General features: G+C 60.6%; 21 protein-coding genes. 7 read left to right on the top strand and 14 right to left on the bottom strand.

Translation table 11 applies throughout. The features are described 5' to 3' along the window. Window positions 1-263 precede the first annotated feature (263 nt). Window positions 264-431: a hypothetical protein gene (locus GOB93_RS13770; RefSeq protein ID WP_173584080.1), complete on the top strand. Its 168-nt coding sequence runs from the start codon at window positions 264-266 to the stop codon at window positions 429-431. A 104-nt stretch (window positions 432-535) separates the two neighbouring features. Here GOB93_RS13770 and GOB93_RS13765 read toward each other — a convergent pair whose 3' ends face one another. Beyond that, complete coding sequence (locus tag GOB93_RS13765) at window positions 536-1,726, bottom strand: nucleoside hydrolase (protein ID WP_242010780.1); 1,191 nt, start codon at window positions 1,724-1,726, stop codon at window positions 536-538. Here GOB93_RS13765 and GOB93_RS13760 point away from each other — a divergent pair. After that, window positions 1,725-2,198: a nuclear transport factor 2 family protein gene (locus GOB93_RS13760; RefSeq protein ID WP_173584079.1), complete on the top strand. Its 474-nt coding sequence runs from the start codon at window positions 1,725-1,727 to the stop codon at window positions 2,196-2,198. The two genes, GOB93_RS13765 and GOB93_RS13760, sit on opposite strands and share 2 nt — an antisense overlap. Before the next feature lie 386 nt (window positions 2,199-2,584). Here the strand turns inward: GOB93_RS13760 and kdsA are convergent, their stop codons facing one another. From kdsA to tpiA, 4 genes are all read right to left on the bottom strand, one after another. Beyond that, window positions 2,585-3,412 carry a 3-deoxy-8-phosphooctulonate synthase gene (kdsA, locus tag GOB93_RS13755; protein WP_173584078.1) on the bottom strand — a complete coding sequence of 276 codons (828 nt, stop codon included), beginning with the start codon at window positions 3,410-3,412 and terminating at the stop codon, window positions 2,585-2,587. Beyond that, a complete protein-coding gene (locus GOB93_RS13750) occupies window positions 3,409-5,055 on the bottom strand; it encodes a CTP synthase (RefSeq protein ID WP_173584077.1) in 1,647 nt (548 codons plus the stop codon). Before GOB93_RS13750 ends, kdsA begins: the two co-directional genes overlap by 4 nt. Before the next feature lie 203 nt (window positions 5,056-5,258). Then, window positions 5,259-5,591 (bottom strand): preprotein translocase subunit SecG, encoded by a 333-nt coding sequence (secG, locus tag GOB93_RS13745; RefSeq protein WP_173584076.1) that lies wholly within the window; start codon window positions 5,589-5,591, stop codon window positions 5,259-5,261. A 42-nt stretch (window positions 5,592-5,633) separates the two neighbouring features. Further along, a complete protein-coding gene (gene tpiA / locus GOB93_RS13740) occupies window positions 5,634-6,383 on the bottom strand; it encodes a triose-phosphate isomerase (protein WP_173584075.1) in 750 nt (249 codons plus the stop codon). A gap of 397 nt (window positions 6,384-6,780) precedes the next feature. On the opposite strand from tpiA, the gene GOB93_RS13735 reads away from it, so the two are divergent. After that, window positions 6,781-8,727 (top strand): peptidylprolyl isomerase, encoded by a 1,947-nt coding sequence (locus GOB93_RS13735; protein ID WP_173584074.1) that lies wholly within the window; start codon window positions 6,781-6,783, stop codon window positions 8,725-8,727. Next, window positions 8,727-10,262, top strand: coding sequence for an anthranilate synthase component I (gene trpE / locus GOB93_RS13730; protein WP_173584125.1), 1,536 nt, complete (start codon window positions 8,727-8,729; stop codon window positions 10,260-10,262). Before GOB93_RS13735 ends, trpE begins: the two co-directional genes overlap by 1 nt. A 168-nt stretch (window positions 10,263-10,430) precedes the next feature. On the opposite strand, the gene GOB93_RS13725 is transcribed toward trpE, so the two are convergent. From GOB93_RS13725 to nrdR, 6 genes are all read right to left on the bottom strand, one after another. Further along, window positions 10,431-10,622, bottom strand: coding sequence for a hypothetical protein (locus tag GOB93_RS13725; RefSeq protein WP_173584073.1), 192 nt, complete (start codon window positions 10,620-10,622; stop codon window positions 10,431-10,433). Window positions 10,623-10,644: 22 nt separating this feature from the next. Then, entirely contained in the window at window positions 10,645-11,343 is a 699-nt protein-coding gene (locus GOB93_RS13720) for a dienelactone hydrolase family protein (protein WP_173584072.1), read from the bottom strand. Window positions 11,344-11,434: 91 nt separating this feature from the next. Further along, window positions 11,435-12,691, bottom strand: a complete 1,257-nt coding sequence (locus GOB93_RS13715) for a polysaccharide polymerase (RefSeq protein WP_194300067.1) — start codon at window positions 12,689-12,691, stop codon at window positions 11,435-11,437. Window positions 12,692-13,112: 421 nt separating this feature from the next. Beyond that, complete coding sequence (gene thiL, locus GOB93_RS13710) at window positions 13,113-14,135, bottom strand: thiamine-phosphate kinase (RefSeq protein ID WP_173584071.1); 1,023 nt, start codon at window positions 14,133-14,135, stop codon at window positions 13,113-13,115. Further along, window positions 14,119-14,706, bottom strand: coding sequence for a transcription antitermination factor NusB (gene nusB / locus GOB93_RS13705; protein WP_173584070.1), 588 nt, complete (start codon window positions 14,704-14,706; stop codon window positions 14,119-14,121). Before nusB ends, thiL begins: the two co-directional genes overlap by 17 nt. 106 nt (window positions 14,707-14,812) lie before the next feature. Then, entirely contained in the window at window positions 14,813-15,280 is a 468-nt protein-coding gene (nrdR, locus tag GOB93_RS13700) for a transcriptional regulator NrdR (protein WP_173584069.1), read from the bottom strand. A gap of 351 nt (window positions 15,281-15,631) precedes the next feature. Between nrdR and GOB93_RS13695 the strand changes: the two genes are divergently transcribed. Further along, on the top strand, window positions 15,632-16,180 hold the full coding sequence (locus GOB93_RS13695) for a copper chaperone PCu(A)C (protein WP_173584068.1): 549 nt from the start codon (window positions 15,632-15,634) through the stop codon (window positions 16,178-16,180). A 162-nt stretch (window positions 16,181-16,342) separates the two neighbouring features. Here GOB93_RS13695 and lpxB read toward each other — a convergent pair whose 3' ends face one another. Then, a complete protein-coding gene (gene lpxB, locus GOB93_RS13690; RefSeq protein WP_173584067.1) occupies window positions 16,343-17,497 on the bottom strand; it encodes a lipid-A-disaccharide synthase in 1,155 nt (384 codons plus the stop codon). Window positions 17,498-17,690: 193 nt separating this feature from the next. Between lpxB and tcuC the strand changes: the two genes are divergently transcribed. Then, window positions 17,691-19,046, top strand: a complete 1,356-nt coding sequence (tcuC, locus tag GOB93_RS13685; protein ID WP_277877279.1) for an MFS transporter — start codon at window positions 17,691-17,693, stop codon at window positions 19,044-19,046. A 113-nt stretch (window positions 19,047-19,159) separates the two neighbouring features. On the opposite strand, the gene GOB93_RS13680 is transcribed toward tcuC, so the two are convergent. Continuing rightward, a complete protein-coding gene (locus GOB93_RS13680; protein WP_173584066.1) occupies window positions 19,160-19,342 on the bottom strand; it encodes a hypothetical protein in 183 nt (60 codons plus the stop codon). 226 nt (window positions 19,343-19,568) lie between these two features. On the opposite strand from GOB93_RS13680, the gene GOB93_RS13670 reads away from it, so the two are divergent. Further along, window positions 19,569-20,813 (top strand): OprO/OprP family phosphate-selective porin, encoded by a 1,245-nt coding sequence (locus GOB93_RS13670; RefSeq protein WP_206752615.1) that lies wholly within the window; start codon window positions 19,569-19,571, stop codon window positions 20,811-20,813. 360 nt (window positions 20,814-21,173) lie between these two features. On the opposite strand, the gene GOB93_RS13665 is transcribed toward GOB93_RS13670, so the two are convergent. Then, window positions 21,174-22,157 (bottom strand): isoaspartyl peptidase/L-asparaginase family protein, encoded by a 984-nt coding sequence (locus GOB93_RS13665; protein ID WP_173584063.1) that lies wholly within the window; start codon window positions 22,155-22,157, stop codon window positions 21,174-21,176. Window positions 22,158-22,413 lie beyond the last annotated feature (256 nt).

Below are 22,413 nucleotides of genomic sequence, written 5' to 3'. Positions count from 1 at the left end.
ATTCCGGAAGGTCAGACATGAGTGGTCGGGAAATCCGAACAAACACAGGCTTTTGCCCTTCCTTCCTGTTATTTTAACAAATCGGGATCAAAGGGACCGTATCCCTTTGTGGGGTTTGGGGCAAAGCCCCGAAAAGCCACCGCACGTGCATCTGCAAAGTGTGCAAACGCCTTTTTTCCACCAGTGCATGTAATTTTTCCTCGCCAGAACAGTCTTTCCGGCTCAGAATCCGGCATCAGTGATCCTTTTAAGGAGGTTTTCTCATGCCCTGGACCTCGGAAGACGCGGAAAAGCACACGCACAAAGCCGATACGGAGGAACTGAAGGAGCTTTGGGTCAAAGTGGCGAATGAATGCCTCGAACGCACCGGCGATGAAGGGCGGGCTGTCAGGGAAGCCAATGCCGTCGTCGCGAGAAATGCGGAGAAGTAAAATATCCCGACCTTTGGCTGTATGGCAAAGGCTTAGCTTCTTGCGGGCTGGTTCAGGGCGCGGACGCCTGTGATCCCATCAGCTTCAGACAGGGTCTGACAACATTACCCCGCCGCAAGAACGGTCCGTCGAAAAAGTTCCCGAACGCCGTCCGCGTTCACATCGACGCACACAGAAGGGGAGGGGCGATGATCCCATGCGCCCGGGGGGAACTTCCGCCCATCCGGTTTCACGATGGACTCGCCATCCGCCACGCCGCCCTGAGCGACCCGGACAGCGCCGGATATTGTGTGGAACAGAGACGGATCAATTACAAAAGCCGCAGCCGACGCATCGTGGACATAGATTCCGGATACACCGAGGCTTTTATGAAAATCCATATAGACCCGTGTCACGTCCCACAGGAACCGGCCTGCCGCGCCACCGTGATCCCGCAGGTCAGCGAAATAGGCATCCGTCATGATCGTCTGAGTGGTTACGTCGAGGCCGACAATCGTCAGTGGCCATGATGCGCCGCACACCTCATCCGCTGCCCGCGGATCGCCGTGAAAATTCGCTTCCGCCGCCGGGGTGATATTGCCGCGCGCGCCGTTATACCCGAACGCCCCGCCCATCAGCACGACTTCCTTCACCAGCGACGCAATCTCCGGGGCTTTTCGCAACGCCAGTGCGAGATTGGTCATATGTCCGGTGGCGACAAGCGTGACTTCATGCGGGTTGGACCGGATGAGATCGATCAGAAGATCATGGGCCGGTTTATCGATCACTTTCCGGCGGACTGGTGGGATCGGGATATCTCCCAGCGCATTTTTTCCATGAACATTTACAGGCGGCCCGGACGTCACACCGTCCAGAGACGGCCCCTGTCCCATGGCTACCGGCGCGCTGATCTGAAACTTGTCCGCGAGATAAAGGGCATTTCTCGTCGTTGTCGCGATTTTGCCATTACCCGAGGCCGTCGTGATGCCGATCAGATCGATTGTCGGTGTATAGCGAAGCAGGAGCAGCGCCATCGTATCATCCACGCCCGGATCGGTGTCGAAAATGACCTTCCGGCGGACTGGCGCGGCGGAAACCGCGGGGATGCGCACCGAGGCAGCCAGGACGGCAGCGGAAAGCGTATGATTGAGGAAGGCGCGGCGATACAGGGTCATGGCGGCAGTATTAACCTCTCCGGAAAATCCGGCAAGAGTTCGGTCCCGGAACGAAGTGCCGCGCGGATGGACCCGGTCCGGTATCGGGCGCATGATCAATGCACGAAGTGAAACCCGCCAGCCGGAAAGGCTCCCGACCATGGATACCGAACGTCCGCCGCTCCCGCCTTTTACAACCGCTGAGGCTGCTGCCCGGAAAGTCCGCCTCGCGGAAGACGCCTGGAACACGCGCGATCCGCAGCGTGTCGCCGGCGCCTACACATCCGACAGCCACTGGCGCAACCGCGATGAATTTCTTCAGGGGCGCGATGCCATCATCGGTTTTCTGGAGCGCAAATGGAGCCGGGAGCAGGATTACCGTCTGATCAAGGAACTCTGGAGCTTTCACGACAACCGCATCGCCGTCCGCTTTATCTACGAATGGCACGATGACAGCGGTCAGTGGTTCCGTTCCTATGGCAACGAATTATGGGAGTTCGACGCGCATGGTCTGATGCGCCGTCGGATCGCCAGTATCAACGATACACTGATTTCCGAAAGTGACCGAAAATTCCACTGGCCGTCCGGACGCCGTCCGGATGAGTATCCGTCTCTGACTGAGCTTGGTCTTTGAGAAACTCAGAACCCGGTCTTAAACCCGGCAGGAAACACGTGCACTTTGATTTATTCTGAGCCTGTTTCAAGGGTTTTAAATGCATAAAATTCTCATAATACGTTGATGATGTTATGGTTTTTGAGTCCCAGTCACTGTTCGCTTCAGCCGGGATCAGAGGCACTTCATGATAAGTCCTGATAAAAACCAATAAAAGTTTTTTGGGTGCCGCCTTTTTTCAAAAAGGTGGCGTCTTCTGAAGCTTTTTGAAAAAAGCTTCACCAAAAACTTCTTTATAATTTAAGGGAGGTCTCATGGAGAGGCTTTTGAAACAGCCTCTTAACAAAATGGTTTGCAAAGGTCTTAGGCCTTTGCCGGGTCCGGGCAGCGCCCGGATTCCCCGGGCCTCAGCCGCCGTTTTTCGCCAGCGCATCAAACCCCTGCAACGTCCGGATCACATCCGGCATGTCCCGCAGCGGCAGCATGTTCGGCCCGTCACTTGGTGCCCGGTCCGGATCGTCGTGCGTCTCGATAAATACCGCCGCCACGCCGATCGCCACAGCCGCCCGCGCCAGAACCGGCGCGAATTCCCGCTGTCCGCCGGACGCCGTACCCAGACCACCCGGCTGCTGCACCGAATGGGTGGCGTCATAGACCACCGGGTAACCTGTCTGCGCCATGATCGGCAACGCGCGCATGTCGTTGACCAGCGTGTTGTAGCCAAAGCTCGTGCCGCGCTCGCACAGCATGATCCGGTCATTGCCGGTCGAGGCAATCTTCGCTGCCACATGGGTCATGTCCCACGGCGCCAGAAACTGCCCTTTTTTCACATTGATCGCAGCACCCGTTTCGCCGGCTGCCAGCAGAAGATCCGTCTGACGACACAGGAAAGCCGGAATCTGCAGCACGTCTACCGCTTCCGCCACCGGCGCGCACTGCTCCGGCGCGTGCACATCCGTTAGGACCGGAATCTGAAACCGCTCGCGGATATCGACGAGAATCTGCAGACCCTTGCTCATCCCGACGCCACGTGCCGAGCCGATGCTGCTCCGGTTCGCCTTGTCGTACGAGCTTTTATAGATCAGCCCGATCCCGGCCTCACCGCAGATCTCCACCAGCGCCGCCGCGATGTCTATTGCGTGCGACGCCGATTCAATCTGACACGGTCCGGCAATCAGAACGAGCGGCAGATCGTTGCCGATCGCAAGCTCTCCGACGGGGACAACTCTGCTCATGCCGACGCCTTCTTTCCGGCTTTCGCCTTCTCGTTCGCTGCGCCGATAAAGCCGGAGAACAGCGGATGCGGCGCGAACGGACGCGAGATCAGTTCCGGATGATACTGCACCGCCATGAACCATGGATGATCCGGATATTCGACGACTTCAGGAAGGATTCCGTCCGGCGACATGCCTGAGAATTTCAGGCCTGCCGTCTCGATCCTGTCGCGGTAATGCACATTGACCTCGTAGCGGTGACGATGCCGCTCCCGGATCGTCGTCGTGCCGTAAATCTCCGCCGCGCGAGAACCTTCCGCCAGCTTCGCCGGATAGCCGCCCAGCCGCATCGTGCCGCCCAGTTCGCCACCTTCGCGGCGCCGCAGCATCTCGCTGCCGCGCGCCCACTCTGTCATCAGACCCACCAGCGGTTCGCTGGTCGGACCGAATTCCGTCGAGGAGGCTTTTGGCAGTCCGGCCAGATTGCGGGCGCACTCGATGACCGCCATCTGCATGCCGAAGCAGATACCGAGGAACGGAATGTTGTTCTCGCGGGCGAACCGCACGGCCTCGATCTTGCCGCCTGAGCCGCGTTCGCCGAACCCGCCCGGCACCAGAATGGCGTCCATATCGGCCAGTTTCTTCAGCGTTTCAGGAGATTTCTCGAATTCCTCGGATTCGAACCACTCCAGCTTCACCCGCACCTTGTTGGCGATGCCGCCATGCAGAAGCGCTTCGCTGAGCGATTTGTAGCTGTCCAGCATCGCCGTATATTTGCCGACCACACCAACCCGGACCTCGCCCTCAGGCTCGTGAATCGTATCGACGATCGACCGCCATGCCGACAGGTCCGGCTCCTTGTCGAACGGCAGGTGGAAATACCGCAGAACCTCGGTGTCCAGTCCTTCCGCATGATAGGAAAGCGGACATTCGTAAATCGTATCCACATCCCGCGCCGCGATGACCGCTTCCGGCCGGACGTTGCAGAAATTCGCGATCTTGCGGCGCTCGTTGTCTGGGATCGGCCGGTCACAGCGGCACAGCAGAATCTGCGGCTGCAACCCGACATTCTGCAGTTCCTTTACGGAGTGCTGCGTCGGCTTCGTCTTCAGTTCGCCTGCGGAGGGAATCCAGGGCAGCAGCGTGAGATGCACGACGATTGTGTTCTCAACCCCCAGATCGTTCCGCAGCTGACGGATGGATTCGAGGAACGGCAGACTCTCGATGTCGCCAACCGTGCCGCCGATCTCCACCAGGACGAAATCCAGGCCTTCGGTGTCGGCGACAACCCGTTCCTTGATGGCGTCCGTGATGTGCGGAATGACCTGCACGGTTCCGCCCAGATAATCGCCCCGGCGCTCCCGGGCGATCACGTCGGAATAGATCCGGCCCGTCGTCGTATTGTCCGCCCGCGTCGCGTTGACGCCGGTGAACCGTTCATAATGACCGAGATCGAGATCAGTCTCCGCACCGTCATCGGTGACGAAAACCTCACCATGCTGATACGGGCTCATCGTGCCCGGATCGACGTTCAGATACGGGTCCAGCTTACGCAGCCTAACCTTGTATCCGCGAGATTGAAGGAGGGCGGCAAGAGCCGCTGAAGCGATCCCCTTGCCGAGTGAAGATACCACGCCACCGGTGATGAATACGAACCGCGTCATGGAAGGTCTCCCTACACTGCACAGGGAGGGGGAGGGAAGGGCCGAATCAGCAGCCTCCGGATTTTATCATCGGAGTGTCTTCTGCGGGGCGCTCCCCGCACCCGGAAAGGGGTGAGCTCTTCACTCCGTTTTACAAAAACAAACCGGGATTAGAGGGATTGTGTCCCTTTGCGGGGAACGGGGCAGAGCCCCGTAAATCAGTCTCAGTGCTGCGGTGCGGGCGCAGCCGGAGTCGTTGTTGCCGGAGCAGTCGCACCAGCGGCCGGTGGCGGCGGATTAGCGAGAATGTCGTGGCCGCCACCCGTCACTGCGCCACGGTTCAGAACCGCCAGCGTCAGGGACAGCAGCATGAACGCTGTCGCCAGCACCGCCGTCGAGCGGGTCAGCAGATTCGCGGTGCCACGACCGGACATGAACGCGCCCATGCCCTGCGAACTGCCGATGCCAAGGCCGCCGCCTTCGCTGCGCTGAATCAGCACGGTCCCGATCAGGGCGACGGTGACAAGAAGATGGAGAACCAGCAGAAGGGTAATCATGGACTATCCGGTTGAAAGAACAGACAAACCCCGGCGCACAGTTCAGTGCGCGGGCACGGCGCGAATGATCGACAGGAACGCATCCGGCTTCAGGCTGGCGCCTCCGACCAGGGCGCCCGCCACTTCCGGGATGGCAAGGATCGACGCGGCATTCCCCGCATCGACGGAGCCACCATACAGAATCCGCAGGGTTTTGCCACTCTCGCCGAACTGACGCACCAGCTCCGCCCGGATGAAGGCCACCGTGGTCTGAATATCCTCCGGCGTCGCCGCCAGCCCCGTGCCGATCGCCCAGACCGGTTCATAGGCCACGACCCCGGTAAACCCGTCCGGCAGCGATCCCTTGATCTGCCAGCCGATCGTGTCCTGCGCCTCGCCGCTCTGGCGCTGATCTTCCGTCTCACCAATGCATACGATTGGTGTCAGACCGGCCTTCGCGGCGGCAACAGCCTTCTCGCGCACCGTCTCGTCCACCTCGCCATGATCGCGACGCCGCTCGGAGTGCCCGAGAATCACATGCGTCACGCCCAGATCGGTCAGCATGCCTGGTGCGATGTCGCCTGTATGCGCACCTTTCTCATCCATGTGGCAGTTCTGCGCGCCCAGAGCGACCGGCGAGCCCTTCAGCTGCGGCGCGAGCAGGACAAGCTGCGTAAAGGGCGGACAGATTACAATTTCCGTGCCGGCTACTGGCTGGGAGGCAAGCGCCGCCAGCAGAGCCTTCACGCGATCGGCGGAGTCGGCGCTCAGCCCGTTCATTTTCCAGTTGCCGACGATGATGGGTGTGGTCATCGGACATCTCTCCTGCGAAACCTGTCCCGAGGTCGCCTCATCATTAAGGTCCGGCCCGAAGACGTCTTCTGAATAAAAGGGGATATAGTCCCCTTCTGCCGGCACACCGCTACTCCATCAGGGCAAGCTCAGGCAAGAACGCGGCGTTTTCGCTTTCCTCAGGGCGCCGTCCTGAAACCCGCAAAGGGACGCGGTCCCTCTGATCCCGGTTTGTTTAACAGAATGGTTTGCAAAGGTCCGCGGCCTTTGCCGGGGTGTGGGGCAGAGCCCCATGAAAACAGAATACGCGCGGACGCACGCCTTCTGGTCAATCCGGGTCCGGATGAATATGGTGCCCCGCCGGATTGCGGCCTGAGGCCTCAATCCTCCCTGGTTTTTATTCGCGGACTGCGCCTGCATGATTTCGTTCCTGCGTCACTTCGTCGTCGATTCCTGGATCGGCCGCGTGCTCGCCCTGGTTATTTTTGTCGCCTTCGTCGGCTGGGGCATCGGCGATGTCATCAGCGGCATGGCGGATGATCCGACGGTCGCAGCCACTGTCGGTTCGCGTAAAATCACAACCCGCGACCTTGCCGCGGCGCTCCAGGCCGAACTGCCCCGTATGGCGCAGCGTATGGGTGCCCCCGATGCCGCGCATCTGCCGGCTCAGTTCCGTCAGCAGATGGCGCAGGAGGTTTTGCAGCGCCTGATTGGCCAGGCTCAGGTGCTCGAAGCCGGGAACCAGTATGGTCTCGTTGTGCCGGATCAGGCCGTGCGCGACGAAATTTTTGCGATGCCCTATTTCAAAGGACTGAACGGCGCATTCGACCGCAATATCTTTAACAGCAAGCTGGCCCAGGCCGGAATGACCGAGAAACGTCTGATCGGCCTCGTGCATGATGATCTTGCCGGCCGCGCGATCATGGACCCGATCTCGGCGGGCGCGCATATTTCCGATCTCGTTGTCTCGCGCGTTTATGGGTTCGAAACCGAGACTCATGTCGTTGATCTGCTTCATATTCCGTTCGCGAGCCTGCCCGCTCCGGCGATTCCGGCTGATGATATCATGCGCCGGTACTACACCAATCATCCATGGATGTTCCGCAGTCCGGAATACAGGCATGCCCGGATCGTCGTCCTTTCTCCCGATACCGTCGCATCGCAGATCCCGGCCACTGACGAGGAAATGCACCGGCTCTATGATGGCCAGTCGGAGCGGTTCCACGCTCCGGAACTCCGCAGCGTTCAGCTTGTAACGGCTCCGGATGAAGCCACGGCCCAGGCTGTCGCGACCATCTGGAAAGGCGGTGCCGGATGGAGCCAGGTGCAGGCGGCGGCGAAGGGCAGCGCTGCTGTCGAGTTCAGCGATACGCGCGCCAGCGCCCTGCCTTCGGAGGCGTTGCAGAAGGCGGTCTTCTCCGCTCCGGTCGAGACCGTGCAGGGGCCGCAGAAGACGGAAACCGGCTGGGTTGTGTTCCGCGTCACGAAGGTGACGCCGCCGCATGACACGGCGTTCGATGATGCGAAAATCACCCTGCGTGATGAAATCGTCAGAGCCCGTGCTCCGGACGCGATCAGCAGCCGTGCCCCTAAGCTCCAGGACGCCATCGCCGGCGGCGGTCTCGATTCCATTCCGGCTGATCTCGGCGCTGCCGCAGCTTCAGGTTCACTCGATGCGCACGGCATGACGAAAGACGGTGTTCCCGCGCCGCTGCCCGCTTCCGGCCCGCTGCGTGACGCCATCGTGGCGAAGATTTTCGGGCAGGAGAAGGGCGCGCCGCCGCAGCTTATCGAGGCCACTGCGCCGTCTAAACCCGGCCAGCCGCCCGGACCTTCGCTCGGCTGGTACGCGGTCTCCGTTGACGAGATCACGCCGGGCCAGGAGCAGCCTTTCGATGCCGTACGTGATAAGGTCATCAGCGCCTGGCAGACGGACGCACGCAGGCATGCAGCGGATCAGCAGGCCACCGCACTTTATGTCGCGTCGAAGAAACAGGGAGGGCTCGCCGCCAGTGCCCCGGCCGGAAGCCCGGTGCAGAAAGACGTCATGATTTCCCGCGCCCGGCCGCCTGAGGGTCTGTCGCAGGAATTCATGGAGACGATCATGCATATGGCCATCGGGGAAAGCACGATGAGCGAGGATGCGGACAGCTTCATCGTCGCGACGGTGACCGGTATCCAGCATCCTGATCCGAAAGCCGATTCCCTTGGCTATGGGCGCGTGCGCGACGGGATGACGGAATCGCTCGCCTCCGACATAACCTCGGCTTACATCCACAGTCTCGATGGCCGCTTCAAAGCGAAGATCATGCCGGCCGGCGTCCGGGCGGCGCTCAGTGAGGCAGGATTCGGAGATGGCACATGATGCGCCTTGCCACGCTCGACTCTCCTTCGCGGACCGCATGTGCCGGCGCCTGGACGCGTGGGGAAGGCAGCGTGGTCTTCGCCGTCGATGCCGCCGATCTTCTGACCCCTGTCGCCGCCTATATGCGTCTGGCCGCGATGGGTGGAAGCAGCGGGCGAAACACGCTCCTGCTGGAATCGGTCGAGGGCGGTGTTTCCCGTGGCCGCTATTCCATCATTGCCCTGCGCCCGGATCTCGTCTGGCGCTGCCATGACGGCAAGGCCGCGATCTGCCACACACCGCAAACCGCGCCGAACGCCTTCACGCCCGTGGCGGAAGCGCCTCTGGACAGCCTGCGCGGCCTGATCCGGGAGAACCGTCTGGACCTCCCCGATGGCCTGCCCCCGATGATCGCCGGCCTGTTCGGCTATCTCGGCTATGACATGGTGCGTCAGATGGAGCACCTGCCTGACGCTCCGCCCGACGATCTGAATCTGCCGGAAGGCGTGATGATGCGGCCGGGTCTGTTCGTCGTTTTCGATACCGTGACGGACGAACTGATCCTCGCCGCCCCGATCCGACCCCGCGCGGATGACACCGCCGACGCTGCTTTCAACCGGGCCGAAGCCCTCATCGCCGAGGCCCGCGCCTGTCTCGCGGCGCCGCTCACCGTGCCCTCCGAGCCGCATGTCGCGGCCCTGGAGGCGCCGCGCTCGACCTACACGGAAGCCGAGTTCGAGGCTGTCGTCACCCGTATTCAGGACTACATCGCCGCCGGTGACGCCTTTCAGGTCGTGCCGAGCCAGCGTTTTTCCACGCGGTTCGACCTTTCGACGCTCTCGCTCTACCGTTCCCTGCGCCGCATCAATCCGGCCCCGTTCCTGTTCCATCTCGATTTCGGCGAATTCTGTCTCGTCGGGTCCTCGCCCGAGATCCTTGTCCGTCTCCGCGACGGCAGGATGACCGTCCGCCCTCTCGCCGGCACCCGCCCGCGCGGCGCCGATGCGGCGGAGGACAAACGTCTGGAAGAAGAGCTTCTCGCGGATGAGAAGGAACTCGCCGAGCATCTGATGCTCATCGATCTCGGACGTAATGATGTCGGCCGTGTCTGCGTTACCGGCTCCGTCAAAGTGACGGAAAAGTTCGTCATCGAACGTTTCAGCCACGTCATGCACATTTCTTCCAATGTCGAAGGTGTGCTGAAGCCGGACCTGGAAGCTCTGGACGCCCTGATCGCTGCTTTTCCGGCCGGCACGCTCACCGGCGCACCGAAAATCCGTGCCATGGAGATCATTGACGAAGTCGAGCGCACCCGTCGCGCCACCTATGCAGGCTGCATTGGTTATTTCGGCGCTGGCGGTGACATGGACACCTGCATCGGCCTCCGTATGGCGGTCGTTAAGGATGGCGAAATGCACGTTCAGGCGGGTTGTGGCGTTGTCGCCGACAGCGTTCCGGCCCTCGAATGCGCGGAGACGAAACACAAGGCCCGCGCTCTGTTCCGGGCGGCTGAAGATGCAGTGCGTCTTGCGTCACGGAATGTGCAGGCGTCGTGAGCTGCTCAGGGCGCTGCCCTGAAACCCGGCAGGGAGCTTGGCTCCCTGCACCCTGACTTATTAAACAAAATGGTTTGCAAAGGTTCGCGACCTTTGCCGGGTCCGGGCAGAGCCCGGATAACACGCCTGGAGTGTTGTCTCCCGGAAGTTCCCGGAAGACAGCACCTTTCAGCGCGTCACAGCTCCCGCTGCCGGCGAGGCTGTCCGCGCTTCCGCCTGAACCAGCTTCTTCGTCCTGCGTGCCCCCATTACCTTCCGCACGAGCGTCACGAGACCGCCTGCCGCTGCAAGACTGGTTGCCACGATCAGCGCCGCCGCAGGCCGCTGCCGCGCCTGAAACTCAGGTGTCATTCTGGCCATGAAAACCTCCTGTCACACACGTTTACGGTCGGTCGGGAATATTGCCCTTTGTGTGCAGCCCGGCTTCGAGGAACGCCACGCTGCGCTCCCATGCCAGACGATTCGCTGCCTCGTTGAAGCTCGACCGGTCGCTGTTGCCGAACCCATGTCCGGCATCATCATAAACGTAAATGTCGAGCTCCGGATGCGCCGTCCGGATCGCCGCCACATCCATATGCGGAATCGAACTGTCCTGACCCCCGAAATGGAGCTGCACCGGACAGTGCGGTACTGCATCCTTATGCGCCGCGATTCCGCCACCATACCAGCTCACCGCAACCGAAAAATCATGCGTCTGCGTCGCCGCGTCCCAGGCCAGCGTGCCGCCCCAGCAGAAGCCGATGATCCCGACTTTCCGGTGCGGCGCATGACGACGAAAATGTTCTGCACAGGCCCGCAGATCGGCCAGGGTGTCCTTCAGTGGAATTTCAGCCCGGAGCGCCAGCCCTTTTTTCACGTCATCCTGCGTGTAACCAAGCTCTGCGTCGCGTTCCACCCTGTCGAACAGCGCCGGGGTCAGCACCGAAAATCCCTGGGATGCAAACGTATCGGCTATCTGACGCATATGCCGGTTCACACCAAAAATTTCCTGCACCACGACCAGCGCGTGCGGTCCGTCCGGATTTCCTGCCTCCCAGGCAGAGAAGGTGTGGCCGTCATCGGCTGTGAGACTTACCTGCATGGCGAAAACCTCTCCCGTTTATCCGCGATACTCTGATCGGACGCAGAATCCACCATCAGAGTCAGGATCGTCAATGGAGATCCCGGACGAGTCAGGTCTGCCGGGAAGACTGGCCGATGCTTTGCGTTGCTCCGTAGAGTAACCACAGGAGCGCTGCTGTCTTGATGCTGAAAATAGAAGCGCCAATGCAGAGGGAGGCGGAGAAATAGACGGAAATATTTGTTTTCATTATGGCCGCAGTACGGCTGGCACTCTTTGAAAACGCGAATAAAGCGAGATAGACAAGAGCAAAGGGTATTCCGAGATTGCTGAAAATATAAGCATATCCCGTGTCTGCGGTATAAACGGCGGACGGCGCGAGCGCGAACCATTCCGGCAGATTCCAGTAATCCATTAACTGTCCTGAAAATAACAGACGGCCCGAAAAATCATCGTTCATGATACTCGGAGCCCAGCCTGGGATTTCATGCATCGAGCCTGTGACCGTAAGCAATGTCGCAACGCAGATCGGGAGCAGGAACGCCACCAGAGACGAACCGCGTAAGGGAGACAGCCGGAACAAGGCCATGACGATGCAGCATGCTGAACCGAAGCGTGAATCTGTCAGCACGATGCAGACAAACGATAAGATGAACAACAGGATCTGCCGCTGTCCCCGACGGTTCCGGCAGGTTGCGAGACACCATGCAAAGATAATCGTTGCATAGTTCCCCATGGAAACCGGCTCAAGAAATATAGAGGAGACACGATGGGGTCCGAGAAGAGAAGAGAAAAACGTGCGTTTGACGCCGACACGATCACCCGAAGCAAAAAATGTTGTCTGGCTGTAGTTGATCGTTGTAGCTGAAAGGGCGCCCTTTTGTGTATAATACTGCCAGATATTAAAGAACTGCCCGAAGACCACCGGGCTGGCCATTTCAAAAACCCCCATGGCCAGAGTCAGAGTCATGGTGATCCAGACGGCGGAGCGGGCCTGAGAAAGGCCGGAGATCATCCCGACCTGGTAAAAAATATAAGCTATCGCAAAATCATGAATGATTTTCAGGCTAAGGGCCGGGTTGATCAGCTTTGCGCCGATCATATATGCAACTGACAGCCCTGTTATGATCACAATTCTGCGGCTGATGGTGCGTCGGATAACAAAAAAACCGGCGCCAAGAATCAGCATTTCGGCGACAGCGACGACAGAACTGCTGGTGTATAACAGTCCGCGTGTACTGATCAGACAGAGAATGACATTAAAAATACTGGCGAGAACGGTGAGTGCGGTGCCGGTCGGAAAGGTGCGTACCTTAACAGCGGGACGCACGACGGAATATGAGGCGGGTATTGTCGCAAAAGAGCTCACGCTTTTCCTTTCCGGCTGAAAGGCCGCATTCCCGCAGAAAACTGTTTCATGGCGCCGGGCAGGCTGATCTCTGACAGGCAACGAAGATCCGGCGTGATCATTTTGCCCTTCAGAATGGAAACATGCCGTGTAACAGTCACAAAGAGAGAAACCCGAATGCCGTTAAACCGGTTCCGTGCGCCGCAAAATGTTTGCTGTGCCAGCGTGGTTCCTCTGCGAACAGAGTAGCCGGAAGCCACCAGACTGCTTTCGCCCGTACGTATTCCGTTTATGCATCGCAGTATCCTTCATTGGTCTGCCGATGAAAAGGGGAGTGTCAGTTTAACAGAATGCCGCATAAGAAAATTCCGCTCTGATCGCCGGTCCTTCATATAATTTATCGGGTATTAAACCGGAAAAGCGGAATCTGCTTCTCTCCGTCTCAGAAATGGCTCCATCCCTGCCGTTCCAGTGGAAACACTGTCCCGTCTGCCCGGCTTACATGGACTTCGCCGGCTCCTGCATTAAATCGCCCGATCCGGGTCACAGGCACGTTCGCTGCCGCACACTGCGTCTGAAGCGTCCTGGCCTGATTATCGGGTACAGCCAGGAGAAGCTCGTAATCGTCTCCGCCTGTCAGGCAAAGCGCAAGAAGGTCTTCCCGGCTGCCTGCCGCTTTCGCGGCCGCTGAGAGCGGAACCGCGTCAGCGTCGATCGTCACGCTCAGACCGCTTTCCCGCGCCAGGTGGCCGGCATCCTGTACGAGACCATCAGAAACGTCCATCGCTGCATGTGCGATGCCCGCGAGGTGAAGCCCGAGCCGTGGGGAGGGCAGACGATACCGGCCTGCGAGCCATCCGTTCTGATCCGGCAGATCGCCAAGCAGCACTTTCAGCCCCAGCGCGCCGTCGCCGATCGTGCCCGTCACCCACAGCCCGTCTCCATCCCGCGCGCCGTTACGTCGCAGGGCCTGACCGGGGGCGACGTCCCCGAGAATGGTCAGCGAGAGCACCAGCGGACCCTGTGTCGATGTCGTGTCGCCGCCAAGAAGCGACAGACCGAACAGACGCTGATCCTCGGCAAGTCCGTCCGCGAAGGCGCTGAACCATGCCTCGCTGAAACGGGGGTCCGCGGCACGCCCCGGACAGGCAAGCGTCAGGAGCCATCCGAAGGGCCGTGCGCCCATTGCCGCAATATCGGAGAGATTGGCGCGCAGCAGCTTGCGTCCGATCGTGTCAGGCGGATCGTCGGAAAGGAAATGCACTCCCTCGACCATCGCGTCCGCCGCAATCACAAGTTCCCGGCCAGGTTCCGGTGTGAAGATCGCGGCGTCATCTGCCAGACCAAGCGCGGCCGGCCCTGCGAGCGCCAGAAAATGTCGCCGGATAAAGGCAAACTCGTCCGGAAGAGGGGGCGTCCCTGCTTCCGGGGTGGAAGGAACGGAAGGGTCAGACCTGCCCGTCATCAGCCTTGTCATCAGCGGCATCCGCGCCTGGCGGCTCTTCTCCGACGTCTCCGGTTTTTATGTCCTCGTTTTTCCCCTCACGGACCGGTGGTTTTTTCATGCGCTTTGCCAGCGTATCCAGAACGCCATTGACCAGTTTCGGCTCGTCACCTGAGAAGAAACCGTGCGCAACGTCGAGATATTCATTGATGATGATGCTGACCGGCGGGGCGTCCGGGGACTCCATCTCGGCAATGGCAACGGTGAACAGCGCCCGCAGAACCGGATCAAGCCGGCCGACAGGCCATGTTGGTGGCAGAGTCTCCGTCAGCAGCGCCGATACGTGCTCTCCGGACGCCGCCGCGCGACGCACCAGGCTGGTGAACAGGGTTGCGTCGGCTTCGGGAATATGGCCGTCCTCGAAGGACTCGCCCGCCAGCGTCACACCGAAACGATGCTGGACAAACTGAACGATCACCGGTTCAGCCCTGTCGTTTCCCTGCTCGATCTGAAACAGCGCCTGCACCGCCGCCACACGGGCAGCCGTGCGCGGACGAAGGGCCGGGCTGAGCCGGTCGTCGGAGTGGGTCATCAGCGTCCCTCCTGCAGAATGGATGTTGTCCGGATCGCTGTCCGGGGCGGCGCTTCATGGCCCCTTTGCCGTTCCAGGTCCAGCCCTTCCCGTTCGTGCGGCACGATTATTTCACTTCCCGTTTGCTGTCATCGATGCGGGTCAGGATTTCGGAAAAATCCTTCGTCTCGCGGAAATCGCGATACACGCTCGCGAAACGGACATATCCGACCGCATCGACCGTATGCAGCGCCTCCATCGCCAGTTCGCCGATCAGCGCGGTCGGAATCTCTCCCTCGCCGGATGCCTCCAGGCGCCGGGCGATCCCGCTGATCATCTGTTCGATCTGCTCTTCCGAAACCGGGCGCTTCCGCAGCGCGATCCGGATGGAACGCGCCAGTTTCTCGCGGTCGAACGGTGCGCGCCGGCCATCGGCCTTCACAACAACGAGATCCCGCAACTGCACCCGTTCGACCGTCGTAAAACGCTGCCCACAGGTCGGGCAGGCCCGGCGGCGGCGGATGGCTGTGCCGTCCTCGGTGGGACGGCTGTCCTTCACCTGTGTTTCGGCGTCGCTGCAGAACGGGCATCGCATCGTCAGTCAGTCCCAGGTGAAACCGGCGGTCCGGATGAAGGCGGGCCACCTGCGTGAAATGCTGTGACGCAGCAGACCGGACCCTGCCATGCACCTCACGCGATAAAATGTCCGGTGATCGCCGCTATTATAGAGCGGAACAGTACAAAAGTCTCACGAAAGTCTCACGAAGGCTATTGCGAACGATGGCGTGGACGGAGGCGGCGGATTTGCGGCGGCCGCGCGGGTCGGGCCATATGACGGCGGCAGTATTGTCCGTGCGGAGAAGGGAAGACAGGCTTGAAAGAACTTTGCGCGGTCCGGAACGTCCGCAATCCGGAAACGTCACGGCCAGGGCGCGGATGGCGGACCATGCTTCGCGGAGCCGCTGTCCTCGGTCTGCTGTGTTTCGTGTCTCCTGGCCTGGCGGCAGAGGATGCGGGGCAGCCTGAGCCGATGAAAAGCTCCCTCGGGCAGGAAGCCGAAATGCGTGCCGGTGCGGTTGGTGCGTCTGTCCCGGGACAGGAGAATGCCGCCGGTGATATCGCGGTTCATGATGCCTGGATGCAGCATGTCGGCGCCGGTGCCGATCTGGTAGCGGCCTATTTTTCCGTGGAGAATACGTCGGATGCGGCGCATCTGATCGACCGCATAACGTCTCCCTCCTGTGAGGGAATGTTCGGGTATCATACCGACCTCGAGGTCTCGACCCTGACCAGGGATCTCTTCACCCATCTGACCGTGCCGCCCAAGGAAACGCTGGTCTTTCCGCCAGGAGGCTATCACCTTGTCTGCCATGTGGCGCCGGGCGTGACGGTCAGTCAGGGCTCGACCGTCAATGTCGAGTTTCATTTTCTCGGCGGGTCCAGGAAGATGGTCGCTTTCCAGGTGCGTGAGGCAAAGCCCCATCATTCTCGTTAGGGATTCATCCGGCCGGACGCTGGTGTCACGCAGTTGTCCGGACCGGACAGGACATTCTCCGGAACAGCAGATCAGAGCCATGTGATGATTGTCTGCTCCGGAAGCGGATTCATTGGACCCGCGTTTGGGCCGGACGGTATTTTCCGTCATCTCCGCGGGCGCTCAGGGCTTTAGCAGTTCCAGGATCTCCGCTGCCGCGGCGTCCGCCGGCTCCGTTGTTCCCGCAGCCCGTAATCCGGCCAGCACTCCGGCAAATCCCGCCTTCTGATCCGCAGCGGCTATGGGATCGGTCATCAGCCGCACCACTGTTGCCGCCAGCAGATCCGGCCGGCACTGTTCCTGCAGCAGTTCGGGGACCAGGGCCTTTCCCGCCAGCAGATTGACCATCGCCACATACGGCACACGGATCAGGCGCCGTGCGATCGCCGCTGTCACCGGATTGACCCGATATGTCACCGCCATGGGCACGCCCGCCAGCGCCAGTTCCAGCGTCGATGTCCCGGACTTGGTCAGCGCCGCCTCCGCTGCCGCGAAAGCGTCGTGTTTGTCGTAGGCATCCGTTATGATAACCGGCCGCACCGCCCAGTCCGCCGTGGCTTTCAGCACGGTTTCCGCCACAACCGGGGAAACCGGAATTACCGGAACGACATCCGGCAGTTTCTGTCGCAGCAGCGACAGCATCCTGCCGAAAACCGGCAGGAGGCGCGGGGCCTCCGACCGCCGGCTTCCGGGCATCAGGATCAGCACGCGCGCTTCATCTGAAAGGCCATGACGCGCCCGGAACCGGGCCGCATCGCCTTTATCGGCGCCCGACTGTAAGACTGGATGCCCGACAAACCGGGCATCCAGCCCGCGTCGCCGGAAAAACTGTTCCTCGAACGGCAGCAGCACCAGGAGCCGGTCCCACAGACCAGGAAATTTCTTCACCCGATGCTCGCGCCAGGCCCAGACCTGCGGCGCCACATAATGCACCCGCTTTATGCCCAGCGGCGCGATCCGCCGTAGCAGACGCAGCGCAAAGCCGGGACTGTCAATCGTTACCACCATATCCGGCTGTGTGGCTTCAATGTGACGCACGGCATCGTCGAGCCGGCGCGACAGGCTGCGAATCCGGGGCAGAATCTCCACCAGCCCCATCACCGCCAGTTCCTGCATCGGAAACAGGCTCTCCAGCCCGCTCTCCTGCATCCGGTGTCCACCGATCCCGGCAAAGCGCAGATCCGGTCGTCGGCGCCGCAGAGCCGCCATCAGCCGTGCTCCCAGCACGTCGCCACTGGCCTCGCCCGCCAGAATCCAGATCAGCGGCCCGTCAGTCACAACCGGAGCAGTCGAAATATTTCATGATCGCCCCGATAGGACTCCGCCCCGGCGGACGCAAGACGGAGAGTGATGCAGCACGGTAACGGTGGAAAGAAATTCGTTCCGGCTCACGGTTTTGCGGTTAGACGACGGAACAATTGCCGTGCAGTGGATTTCATTACGGTGACAAACAATAACAAGACCGGGTTATATGACTGAGTTTTCAGGCACGACTGCCGCTTCCTCCACGCTGCACCACGATGTCACATCGACAGCCTCCCGCCCTCATGCACCTCCCATGACGACCGGCCAGCGCGTCCGCGCCGCCATGCAGGTGGCCAGCGGCAATATGCTCGAAATGTATGACTTCATGGTGTTCGGCTATTATGCCGCCGCCATCGGTCGTGCTTTCTTCCCGTCGGACGACCCCTACGCTGAACTGATGATGTCTTTCGCCACGTTCGGCGCCGGATTCCTCATGCGTCCTCTTGGAGCCATCATCCTCGGCGCCTATGTGGACCGCATCGGCCGTCGCAGGGGCCTCATCCTTACCCTGACGCTGATGTCCATCGGCACACTCTCGCTGACTCTCACGCCCGGCTACGCGCAGATCGGCCTTCTCGCCCCGCTGCTCGTCCTTTGCGGACGTCTCCTTCAGGGTTTCTCCGCCGGCGTCGAGCTGGGTTCCACCTCCGTCTATCTGGCCGAAATCGCCACTCCAAAGACGCGGGGCTTCGTCGTTTCCTTTCAGTCCGCCTCCCAGCAGATCGCTGTCGTGGCTGCCGCCGCCATCGGCGTCGCGCTCACCACCATTCTGCCCGCGCCGACCATGTCCGCCTGGGGCTGGCGCATCCCGCTGCTCATTGGCTGCCTGATCGTCCCGGTTCTGTTTTTCCTGCGTCGCAATCTCCAGGAAACCGAAGCCTTCGCCGCCACTCACGCACCGCCGAAAATCGGCGAGGTGCTGCGTACCCTCGTTACGGAATGGAAAATCATCACCATCGGTGTGCTGATGGTTCTGATGACCACGACCTCTTTCTACGTCATCACCGCCTACACCCCGTCCTTTGGCAGCAGTGTTCTGCATCTCGCCTCGCGTGACAGCCTCGTCGTGACTCTCTGTGTCGGCCTTTCCAACTTTGTGCTGCTTCCCGTGTTCGGCGCTCTCTCCGACCGTATCGGTCGCCGTCCGCTGCTCATCGCCGCGACGCTTATCGCTATCCTCACCGCATGGCCCGCCATGTCGTGGCTTGTCTCGGCCCCGTCCTTTGTCCGGCTTCTGACTGTCGAGATCTGGCTGGCCATCATCTACAGCGCCTATAACGGTGCCGCCGTGGCGTATCTCACCGAAATCGTCCCGCCGCGCATCCGTACGACCGGCTTCTCCCTGGCCTACAGCGCCGCCACCTGTATCGGGGGTTTCACGCCCACGCTCTGCACCTGGCTGATTCACATGACCGGCGATCGCGCCATGCCTGGGGCCTGGCTTTCCGTGGCTGCGGCCTGTGGTCTTGTCGCTGCCCTTTTCGCCCGCCCCTACAAAGTACAGGCCGGAAAAATTTCTTAATGACGAATACTGTTTCGCGCGCCACACGCGGCGCGCGCGTTGCGAAGGCAGGGTCACGCCATATCGTCACCCGCCTCGCCCTTCTCACCGGCAGCGCCACTTTCGCCATCGGATCAGATGCCGCCTTCGCCACCCCGAAATCCGCTCCCGTTGCCGCAACCGCAACCGGTGGCGTGGATGTACGGGCTCTGGCCGATCTCGTTAAAGCCCAGGCGAAGCAGATCCACGATCTGCAGGCCCGGCTCGATGCTGTCGAAAAGCAGACGAAGCCTTCGACGGTTGCCGGAAACACCCATGTGCACACTACCCGGCTTCCCTCGCATGGCATCTCCCTGCCGATGGAGACGCTGCCGGCATCAACCAGTCAGACGGCTCTGCGTAACGCGAAGCCAGGTGAGGATGTCACGCCTGTTTTTGCCGCCAGCGGCGCGCCTGCCAGCAGTACCAGTGTGTTCACGACAACCCACCTGACCTATCCGCTCCTTCCGGCCGCCCCCGGGCACCTCCGGCGCTGTCTCCGCCATGCCGTCCGGTTCGGCCCCCGTCATGGGTGTCGCGTCTTCCATTCCCTCTTCCTCGCGCACAACAACAGTGGGCGGTCTGGTACTGGACTGGGGCAAGGGACTTCCCGAACTGACCACGCCGGACGGCGAGTATTCCTTCCGTTTTCGTGGCCGCATCCTCGCCGATTACGGCGCAGCATTCGGATCACGCTTTTCCGCCCAGAATGTCTCGCGCACCACTCTCCGCGCCGCGCGCCTCGGCGTCGAAGGCCGTGCGAAGCAGCTTTCCTGGGTGTTCGAGGGCGATTACTCCAATAATCAGATCTCCGTAGTCAGTGCCTACGCGACCTGGAGCGACAAAATGGCCGGTCATCTCGTCGAATACACGCTCGGCAATAAATTCAACGAGCGCACCTTCGACGGTTCCGGTGGTTCCGATCAGACCGTCTTTCTCGATCGTGACATCGTTGCCAACGCCCTCCTGCCTGTCAAAGGCTGGTACGGCCTCGGCGGTGCTTTCAAAATCTTCGGAAAAAGCTGGCATGTTGCAGCCCAGATCTCCGGCGACGACATCAACTCCGCAAACATTACCAACAATGTCCGCGACGACATGACATACGAACTGCGGACCCACTGGATTCCCTGGCGGACGAAAACCAGCCTGATCCATCTCGGCGCGTGGGGTTTTTACGAAGACGTCAAACCCGCTGCCACCTTCTCGCAGTCCACCCGTCTTCTCGCCCGTACCGACGACGCCTTCGCCGCGCGCATCAATTCCGGTCCGATCGCGAATTCTCTCGCCGGTGGTCTCGAGCTGTTCGGAATCTGGAAAAGCGCCTGGGCGCTCGGTGAATATGGCGCCCGCCATATGGAGTTCCGCAACACGTACGGCGCGCAGACCTTCCCGTATCGCGCCGGAACCGTCCAGGCCGCCAGCCTCCAGGCCGGTATATTCCTGACCGGTGAAACGCCGAACTACTTTGCCCATACCGGGCAGTGGGCCATGCCCCGCGTCCTCGATCCCGTCTCCGATGGCGGCATCGGCGCCTGGGAAATCGCCGCCCGTGGCGACTGGCTTGATGCCTGGGATATCCCCGGTGGCACGAAAGCCTGGTCCGCGACCGTTGGTGTCAACTGGTATATCGTGAATTATATGCGCATCATGCTGAACTACACCCATGCCCATGTGGACAATAAAGCCGGCGCTTATCCTGGTGCGACTGGCGGGAACATCATTGGTGTACGCTCAGGTATTACATTCTGACGCTGACGGGCGGAATGCATCCTGAGATACCTCTGGCGAGAGATTTCAGGGTGCATTCCGGAACACGATCTCCGGCACGAGACTGTTTCAAAAGCCGTGAATACACGAAAACTTTTATAATAAGCTGATGATGTTATGTTTTTTGAGGTTCGGCCATCTGCCTGCATCAAGCAGGCTCAGAGAGCACTTCACGATAAATTTTTGATAAAAAACAAAAGTTTCCGGGTGCCGCCTTTTTTCAAAAAGGCGGCGTTCCCTGAAGCTTTTTGAAAAAAGCTTCACCACAAACTTCTTTATAACTGGACAGAAGTTTAATGAGCATGTTTTGAAGCAGTCTCTGATATAACAGAGAGCGCCGCTTCACTCCCCCTTCAGCATCGCCACATGAGTGACGCCGTCTTTGCCGATCCAGCCGCGATACATTCCGTCCGTGTTGAACGGCATTGCAATATTCCCGGCGCTGTCGACAAGAATGGCTCCGCCATCGCCACCGAGTTTTGGAATCTCGTGATTGATGACCTCCTCCGCCGCCTCGCCGAGCGGCTGATGCATCATTGTCACCCGCATGCAGATCTCATGCGCCGCCACCGTGCGGATGTAATATTCACCCCATCCGGTCCCTGACATCGCACAGTCCGCATTCGCGTAAGTCCCCGCGCCAATCAGCGGAGAATCCCCGACACGTCCCCACAGTTTGTCCGTCAGCCCGCCTGTCGAGGTCGCCGCCGCCAGATGTCCCTCCCTGTCCAGCGCCACCGCGCCCACCGTGCCATGATGCGCGTCCGCTTCCTTCGCCTGCTTCAGCCGGTCCTTCTCCAGGGCCTCCTGTAACTGCCGCCACCGCCGGTCCGTGCGGAAATACGACGCCTCCACCAGTGCGATGCCCTGTTCCTTCGCGAATGCCTCAGCGCCATCGCCGATTAGAAACACATGCGGCGAGTGATCCATCACCGCCCGCGCCAGCGTCACCGGGTTGCGTACATGTCGCACGCCTGCAATGGCCCCGGCCTTCAGCGTTGCGCCGTCCATGATCGCCGCATCGAGCTCGTTCTGCCCGTCATGCGTGAACACCGCGCCCCGCGCGGCATTGAAGTTCGGGTCATCCTCCAGAACCTGCACCGCCGCCTCCACGGCATCCGTCGCCGGCTTCCCCGCTTTCAGCCGCGCGTATCCCGCCTGCAACGCCCGTTCGAGCCCCGCACGGACCGCCTTTACGCGGTCCGGCGTCAGATCGCTCTTTATTACTCCGGCGCCGCCATGAATGACCAGCACAGGCTCGGCCGCACAGGCGGGAAGAGTGGTGCCTGTCAGAAGAATCACCAGACCGGCGCGAAGTTTTTTCATCCCTGATGTCTTTCGTATGTATGAGCCATTCCCGGACAGGGCCGGGTGCTGTCCGCCCCCCGAAAAGGGGCCGTGGACGCCTTCAATCCGTTAAACGGGATCAGAGGAATCGCTTCTCTTTGCGGGGTTCGGGCGGAAGCACCGGCCACCATCTCTCCCCGCTCAGTATCTTCGTAAACGATACAAACATCTTTTTTCGTTGACGGACAGATTTGATCTTCTGTTATGGTGTTCCGTAACACCGGAACAGGATCGC

It is taken from the genome of Acetobacter musti (assembly GCF_011516835.1).
Lineage (GTDB): Bacteria > Pseudomonadota > Alphaproteobacteria > Acetobacterales > Acetobacteraceae > Acetobacter > Acetobacter musti.
The sequence above is the reverse complement of the archived record's forward strand: the minus strand, read 5'-3'. Positions and strand labels throughout refer to the sequence as shown.

What these genes read in the sequence shown, in the direction of transcription:
- GOB93_RS13770 (WP_173584080.1), top strand. Translation starts at nt 264, where the DNA reads ATGCCCTGGACCTCGGAAGACGCGGAAAAGCACACGCACAAAGCCGAT.
- GOB93_RS13760 (WP_173584079.1), top strand. Translation starts at nt 1,725, where the DNA reads ATGGATACCGAACGTCCGCCGCTCCCGCCTTTTACAACCGCTGAGGCT.
- GOB93_RS13765 (WP_242010780.1), bottom strand. Translation starts at nt 1,726, where the DNA reads ATGGTCGGGAGCCTTTCCGGCTGGCGGGTTTCACTTCGTGCATTGATC.
- kdsA (WP_173584078.1), bottom strand. Translation starts at nt 3,412, where the DNA reads ATGAGCAGAGTTGTCCCCGTCGGAGAGCTTGCGATCGGCAACGATCTG.
- GOB93_RS13750 (WP_173584077.1), bottom strand. Translation starts at nt 5,055, where the DNA reads ATGACGCGGTTCGTATTCATCACCGGTGGCGTGGTATCTTCACTCGGC.
- secG (WP_173584076.1), bottom strand. Translation starts at nt 5,591, where the DNA reads ATGATTACCCTTCTGCTGGTTCTCCATCTTCTTGTCACCGTCGCCCTG.
- tpiA (WP_173584075.1), bottom strand. Translation starts at nt 6,383, where the DNA reads ATGACCACACCCATCATCGTCGGCAACTGGAAAATGAACGGGCTGAGC.
- GOB93_RS13735 (WP_173584074.1), top strand. Translation starts at nt 6,781, where the DNA reads ATGATTTCGTTCCTGCGTCACTTCGTCGTCGATTCCTGGATCGGCCGC.
- trpE (WP_173584125.1), top strand. Translation starts at nt 8,727, where the DNA reads ATGCGCCTTGCCACGCTCGACTCTCCTTCGCGGACCGCATGTGCCGGC.
- GOB93_RS13725 (WP_173584073.1), bottom strand. Translation starts at nt 10,622, where the DNA reads ATGGCCAGAATGACACCTGAGTTTCAGGCGCGGCAGCGGCCTGCGGCG.
- GOB93_RS13720 (WP_173584072.1), bottom strand. Translation starts at nt 11,343, where the DNA reads ATGCAGGTAAGTCTCACAGCCGATGACGGCCACACCTTCTCTGCCTGG.
- thiL (WP_173584071.1), bottom strand. Translation starts at nt 14,135, where the DNA reads ATGACGGGCAGGTCTGACCCTTCCGTTCCTTCCACCCCGGAAGCAGGG.
- nusB (WP_173584070.1), bottom strand. Translation starts at nt 14,706, where the DNA reads ATGACCCACTCCGACGACCGGCTCAGCCCGGCCCTTCGTCCGCGCACG.
- nrdR (WP_173584069.1), bottom strand. Translation starts at nt 15,280, where the DNA reads ATGCGATGCCCGTTCTGCAGCGACGCCGAAACACAGGTGAAGGACAGC.
- GOB93_RS13695 (WP_173584068.1), top strand. Translation starts at nt 15,632, where the DNA reads ATGCTTCGCGGAGCCGCTGTCCTCGGTCTGCTGTGTTTCGTGTCTCCT.
- tcuC (WP_277877279.1), top strand. Translation starts at nt 17,691, where the DNA reads ATGACTGAGTTTTCAGGCACGACTGCCGCTTCCTCCACGCTGCACCAC.
- GOB93_RS13680 (WP_173584066.1), bottom strand. Translation starts at nt 19,342, where the DNA reads ATGGGTGTTTCCGGCAACCGTCGAAGGCTTCGTCTGCTTTTCGACAGC.
- GOB93_RS13670 (WP_206752615.1), top strand. Translation starts at nt 19,569, where the DNA reads ATGCCGTCCGGTTCGGCCCCCGTCATGGGTGTCGCGTCTTCCATTCCC.
- GOB93_RS13665 (WP_173584063.1), bottom strand. Translation starts at nt 22,157, where the DNA reads ATGAAAAAACTTCGCGCCGGTCTGGTGATTCTTCTGACAGGCACCACT.